The organism is Rhizobium sp. L43 (assembly GCF_002531725.1).
In the GTDB taxonomy this organism is placed as follows: Bacteria; Pseudomonadota; Alphaproteobacteria; order Rhizobiales; family Rhizobiaceae; genus Rhizobium.
Genome location: NZ_NWSQ01000068.1, coordinates 1 through 6,245, shown reverse-complemented (window position 1 = coordinate 6,245; position 6,245 = coordinate 1). Strand labels below are relative to the sequence as shown.

General features: G+C 59.9%; 5 protein-coding genes and 1 pseudogene. All 6 read left to right on the top strand.

Translation table 11 applies throughout. The features are described from left to right. A partial coding sequence (locus tag CO667_RS34200; protein ID WP_280953265.1) for a calcium-binding protein occupies positions 1–537 on the top strand: 537 nt, incomplete at its 5' end. A gap of 13 nt (positions 538–550) precedes the next feature. Further along, entirely contained in the window at positions 551–2,290 is a 1,740-nt protein-coding gene (locus CO667_RS34195) for a type I secretion system permease/ATPase (protein ID WP_097622251.1), read from the top strand. Continuing rightward, positions 2,287–3,597 carry an HlyD family type I secretion periplasmic adaptor subunit gene (locus CO667_RS34190; protein WP_097622250.1) on the top strand — a complete coding sequence of 437 codons (1,311 nt, stop codon included), beginning with the start codon at positions 2,287–2,289 and terminating at the stop codon, positions 3,595–3,597. Before CO667_RS34195 ends, CO667_RS34190 begins: the two co-directional genes overlap by 4 nt. Before the next feature lie 215 nt (positions 3,598–3,812). Further along, a pseudogene (locus CO667_RS34185) lies at positions 3,813–4,030 on the top strand (TOBE domain-containing protein); the annotation flags it as partial. 120 nt (positions 4,031–4,150) lie between these two features. Then, entirely contained in the window at positions 4,151–5,260 is a 1,110-nt protein-coding gene (locus CO667_RS34180) for an endonuclease/exonuclease/phosphatase family protein (RefSeq protein ID WP_097622249.1), read from the top strand. Between the two features lie 8 nt (positions 5,261–5,268). After that, positions 5,269–6,039, top strand: a complete 771-nt coding sequence (locus CO667_RS34175; protein WP_097622248.1) for a DNA mismatch repair protein MutT — start codon at positions 5,269–5,271, stop codon at positions 6,037–6,039. The last annotated feature ends 206 nt before the right edge of the window (positions 6,040–6,245 follow it).

The following is a 6,245-nucleotide window of genomic DNA, read 5'->3' as shown; positions in this document are numbered from 1 at the left end:
AGCCTGGTGCGCAACGGCAATGACGTGACAATCGTCATCGCCGAGAGCACGCCGGGTGCCGGTGACGGCGGTTCGGTGCTGCTCAAGAACAATCTCGAGGACTACTTCAACCAGGGTGTCGATAAGGTCACCTTCGCCGACGGCGTCAGCTGGACCCGGGCGGACCTTCGATCGCATATCTCTTATGTCGGTGGTACCTCAGGCAATGAAACGATTACTGGGACGACAGGCGCGGATACCATACAAGCCGGGGCTGGTGACGACACGCTGGTTAGCTTGGCAGGAAACGATACTTTTGTCTTCCGATCGAATTTCGGTCACGATATTCTAACGGATTTTGCCGCTGGTGCTGGATCCGTCGACGTGATCGACCTTGGTTCCGATGTTTTTGCCGACTTCGCGTCGGTCATGGCCGCGGCAACACAGGTTGGCGCCGATACGCTGATCATCCACGACGCAAACAACTCGATCCTGCTGAAGAACGTTGCCCTGGCGAACCTGCATCAGGACGACTTCCGCTTCACGGCGACAGCGTAAGCGGGGTTTGAGTTTGTCCAGCAGCACTACCAAGCCGCCGCAGCTCTTCCTTGTGGCGGTGCTTTTCTCGTTGAAGAAGGCCTTTGTCGGCATCGGTGCTACCAGCGCCCTTGTCAACATCCTCACCTTGACTGGCTCCTTTTTTATGCTGCAGGTCTACGACCGCGTCATTCCCGGTCACAGTCTGCCGACCCTCGTTGGTCTCGGGATCATTGCGGCCACACTCTATGTTTTTCAGGGGATACTGGAGCTCGTTCGCTCCATGCTCCTGGTACGCGTCGGCCTGTCGGTCGATGAGCGCTTCGGAGAAACGGTCTACGATTCCCTCATTTTGTTTCCGTCGCGTATGCAGGTGCCTGGAGACGGTCTTCAGTCAGTGCGCGATCTGGATTCCGTCCGAGGGTTTCTGTCAGGGCCGGGACCAACTGCCTTGTTCGATATTCCTTGGATGCCTCTTTATCTGGGCCTGTGCTTTTTGTTTCACGTATGGATCGGCATCGCCGCTCTCACCGGTGCCTTGATACTCGTTGGCCTGACAATAGTGGCGGAACAGAAGTCGCGTCAGCCGGCGAAGGAGGCGGCGAAGATCGCGTCAGAACGGACGGCTCTTGCGGAAGCAACACGCCGGAACTCCGAAACCGTTCTTGCGATGGGTTTTGGCCATCTGCTTGGTAAGAAGTGGAGCGAGATCAACCGTCGCTATCTCAGCAACCATCTGCGTGCGACGAATGTAACCGGCACACTCGGAACACTTTCCAAAATCCTGCGAATGATGCTTCAGTCTGCCGTGCTCGCTGTTGGAGCGTTGCTTGTCATTCGTCAGGAGGCCTCAGGCGGGATCATGATCGCCAGTTCAATCCTGGTCAGCCGGGCGTTGGCGCCGGTCGAACTGGCGATCAGCCAGTGGAAGGGATTTGCCGCGGCGCGCGACAGCTGGTCACGGCTGCTGAAACTTGCGGAGCTCATGCCCACGGACGAGCGCGAGGTATCGCTTCCCAAACCGGTGAGCGCAGTGAAGGCTGAAAACTTGCATCTTGCGGCTCCCGGCTCAAAAGTGTCGATCATACGCAGCATTTCCTTCGAACTCGTGGCCGGAGAAGCCGTCGGCGTTATTGGGCCTAGCGCATCGGGGAAATCCTCGTTAGCCCGAGGTCTTGTAGGAGTGTGGCCGCCAATTGCTGGCACAGTACGCTTGGACGGCGCATCGCTGTCGCAATGGGACCCTCGGGCGCTTGGTAAACACATCGGATACCTGCCGCAGGACGTCTCACTGTTCGGCGGATCGATCGCCGAAAACATCGCTCGTTTCGATCCTGACGCAGCATCCGACAAGATCATTGCCGCCGCGAAGGCCGCCGGTGTCTACGACATGATTGTACAATTCCCCGAAGGCTTCGAGACAAAGATTGGCGAGCAGGGATCAGCACTGTCAGGAGGACAGCGGCAGCGTGTTGCGCTGGCACGAGCGCTTTACGGCGAGCCGTTCCTGATCGTTCTCGATGAGCCTAACTCGAATCTCGATGCCGAAGGCGAGGCGGCGTTGTCGCGTGCGATCCTGAGTGTGCGGGCACGCGGCGGCATTGTTGTCGTTGTTGCGCATCGCCCAAGTGCGCTTGTTGCGGTCGACAAGGTCCTCGTTCTGGCAAATGGTCAGATGCAGGCGTTCGGACCAAAGGACGAGGTCCTTAAAAATACCACGCAACCGGCGGCTCCGCCAATTCGACTCATCGCAGGTGAGGAAATGGCACAATGACACATGATTGTGCTCCACAAGCGGAGCACGCCATCTGGCGACTGACGATGTTTGCGCTCGCAGTGATAGTTCTTCTGGTCGGTGTTCTGGGAGGGCTCGCGGCGACCATTCGTCTCCAGGGCGCGGTCATCGCCGCTGGCACGCTGGTCGTCGACAGCTACGTCAAACCGGTTCAACACCAGAAGGGCGGTACGGTTGGGGAGGTGTTCGTCAAGAATGGCGAGCGGGTAGGGGCCGGGCAGATACTCGTGCACCTGGATGATACGCAAACGCGTGCTAATCTTGCGATCGTTTCGAAGCGGCTGAAGGAACTTGCCGCGCGGACTGCTCGCCTTTCCGCTGAACGGGATTCGAATGCCATGATTGCATTCCCCGAGAAGCTGCTCAAGGAGCGAGAGAACGCGGAAGTGGCCGCAATGCTCGATGGGGAGCAACGGCTATTCAATGATAGACGTTCGTCCAAAACGGGCCGCAAGGCGCAACTGAACGAACGGGTGCGCCAGCTTTCGAAGGAGGCGGAGGGGTTGACTGCTCAGCAGGACGGAAAGCGTCAGGCGCTCGCCATCATCCACAAGGAACTTGCCAGCCTGCAGCTGTTACTCGATCAGGGCATCATACCGGCAACGCGGGTCTACGCCTTGCAGCGAGATGCTGCCGACCTCACCGGTGAACTCGGCAGCCTGATCGCCTCCGCGGCCCAAACAAACGGCAAGATCGCCGAAACCCAGTTGCAGATCATTCAAGTCGATGACGATCAACGGACGGAGGTCTCGGATCAGTTGCGTCAGGCGGAAAGTGAGATTGGCGAATATTCCGAACGTCTCGTTGCCGCGGAGGATGATCTAAAACACATTGACATTCGCGCACCGCAGGCTGGCATTGTACATCAACTTGCTGTTCACGCGCCGGGAGCGGTTATCACGCCGGGTGAGGCGATTATGCAAATCGTCCCGGATAGCGATGCGCTGACGCCGGAACTCAAGCTGCTACCGCAAGACATCGACCAAGTGGCGATCGGACAGGATGTCATGCTTCGGTTTTCGGCGTTCACTCAGCGGACCACCACTGAACTGAATGGCCGGGTAACACGGATCGCGGCTGATCTGACAACCGACGAGCGCACCGGGCAGGGTTACTACAGTCTTAGGATATTCATTCCTGAGGTCGAGTGGGCACGGCTGGGCGATCTCGTTCCAGTGGCAGGGATGCCCGTGGAGGCGTTTGTTCAGACGGGTGAGCGTACTGCGCTTGCATATCTTGCCAAACCGCTTACCGACCAGGTTGTTAGGGCCTTCAGGGAAGAATAGAGCCTGCCTCTTCGTCAACTGAGCGATCCTCAGACGACGTATTGCTGCTCGCAGCGCAACTGCCTGGCGTTGAGGTGTGAATCTTCTCAGCACTGCAGGGTATCGGCCGGCGGCTGCGTCGCTTGCGGTAGTGGATGGTCACTGAAGTGGTGGCTGGTCGTCCAACATGCGGTCAAAATCTTCTGCATCTTAGCTCAATAGGGGTGGGACGAACTCAAGCTGCTAACAGTGATGGATGCGATATTCTGGTGCGCCGGAAGATGTGATCATCGGCGGCGAGGGGGCTCCCGCGACCGTCGAATCCGTACTTTTCGAGGGCGAACGTTACGCCATCAAGCTGACCCTCGGCAACGGCCAGACGTTGCGTTCCTTCAGCCGTGTTGTCGAAGTCGGTGAAACCGTGCGCGTCGTCATCCGCGCCGGTTGGCGGCTTTTAGGAGGCGGGCGTCGCATTGGGGCGGCAAGACGGGCGGTTGTCCGCATATTTCTTGGCCCGCCACCTTTTCCTGCGGCAATTGCCGGATAAGGTACGGTCCGCAACCGGACTCCTGCCATGTCGCTTCGCCTCGCCACCTTCAATGTCGAAAATCTGCTGACCCGTTTCGATTTCACCGGCTTTCGCAACCAGCTGCGCCAGGACCGCGTCATCAAGCTTTTCCAGGTGTCGAGCGAGGGCGTCTACCAGCAGCTCGAGCAGGCCCGCGTGATCGCCGCGACCGACGACACGCGGCAGATGACGGCGCTGGCGATTGCCGACGCCGATGCCGATATCCTCTGCCTGCAGGAAATCGACAATATGGCCGCGCTTCAGGCCTTCGAATATGGCTATCTCTTCCGCATGGTCGGAAACGGTTACCGGCAGAAATATCTGGTCGAGGGCAATGACAGCCGCGGCATCGACGTCGCCGTGCTGATGCGCGAGGAAACGCGCGACGGCCAGAAGATCGAGCTCAGGGATATCCGAAGCCATGCGATGACGACCTATCGCGATCTCGATCTCTTCGACGAGGAACTGGCGCTCACCAACCGCATGGACGACAAGATCTTCAAGCGCGATTGCCTGGAGCTCGATCTGCTCATCGGCGGCCGGCCGTTTTCGCTCTTTGTCGTGCATTTCAAATCGATGGGCAATCCGCGCGACGGGCTGGACGGGCGCCAGTCGACGATGCCGATCCGCCGCGCCGAAGCGCGTGCCGTGCGCCGTATCATCGAGGATCGCTTCGGGGCCGATCAGACGGATAAGAAGAGCTTCGCCATCTGTGGCGACATGAACGATTATCAGGAGCGCGTCGACGTCATCGGCCGCCGCGGCGCCGGCTATCGTTTCGAGCATCAGGACGAGGCCGAAAGCGCGCTGGACGTCTTCAGCCATGACGGCTTTGCCGAAAACGTCGTGCGCCGCCGCGAGGCCCTCGACCGCTGGACGCTCTATCATTCCCGCGGGCCGCAGGAGCAGTGGCTCTGCCAGCTCGATTATCTCTGGCTTTCGCCAGCACTTGCCGCTCACAATGCCGGCCGCCTGCCCGAAATCATCCGCAGCGGCCAACCCTACCGCACCATCTTCCCGCCGGGGCAGGAAGTGGAGCGTTATCCGCGCACCGGCTGGGACCGGCCGAAGGCGTCCGATCACTGCCCCGTCGTCATGACACTGGATCTCCCCTGAGAGCGAACATGAAAACCAATTTGAACATGAATTTTCCGAATAGCGATTTTTCCGATGATTTTGCCGGCTGGCCGCCTGAGGCCACCGTCTTTCCGATCGCGGGCGTCGATCTCAAGGTCCTGCCCGGCACGCATCCCTTCGTCGCCGCCGAGGAAACGGCGATCCGCGAGAACTGGGCCAAGGAAACGGCCGCCAACCCGGCGCTCTTCGACGGGCGCCTGGTGTTCCAGCAGCAGCTATCGCTCGGTGAAGACGGGATTTTGGGCGAGGGTTACGTCACTCCCTTTTCCGCCTTCATGTGGTGGCGCCGGCAGCCTGAGCGCCGGGGCGGTATTCACATCTTCGCCTATCCGGTGCTCGAAAGCGCCGACGGCGCGCTGGTAGCGATCCGTATGGGCGCCCATACCGCCAATCCCGGCCAGGTCTATTTCGCCGCCGGCTCGCTGGAGCCCGAGGATATCGTCGATAACAGCTGCGACATCGAGGCCAACATGCGTCGTGAGGTCCATGAGGAGACCGGATTGGATCTGGCCCACGCGGTGGCGGGGCAGGGGCTCTACGCCAGTTATTCCAGGCGCACAGTAACGCTCATGCGGCTCTTCCGCTTCGACATGACGGCGGACGAGATGGTGAAGCGGATCGAGGCCCATATGCTGGTCGCCGAGGACAAGGAGATCGCCGGCGCGGTGGCGATCCGCTCGGCTGATCACGCGGCATATCCTTACAACGTTGCCATGCTGCCGGTGATCGACTGGTATTTCGGCAGGAACGGAGCATAAGAGGCGGGAGGCCAGCCTCTCCCTTGCCGCCGGTGGCCGACCTCGTCCTTCGAGGCCCCTGCGGGACACCTCAGGATGAGGTGGTCGGGGAGAGGTCGCGGCATCGTCCACCTGCGTTGGTTATCAGCACGGCATCCACCAACGCCCCTCATCCTGAGAGCCTGTGAATGTTTGCTGGCGGCGGCGATTGGATTGTGATTCTGTTG

Coding starts and splice junctions, on each gene's coding strand:
- CO667_RS34180 (WP_097622249.1), top strand. CDS start 4,151: ATGTCGCTTCGCCTCGCCACCTTCAATGTCGAAAATCTGCTGACCCGT.
- CO667_RS34175 (WP_097622248.1), top strand. CDS start 5,269: ATGAAAACCAATTTGAACATGAATTTTCCGAATAGCGATTTTTCCGAT.
- CO667_RS34190 (WP_097622250.1), top strand. CDS start 2,287: ATGACACATGATTGTGCTCCACAAGCGGAGCACGCCATCTGGCGACTG.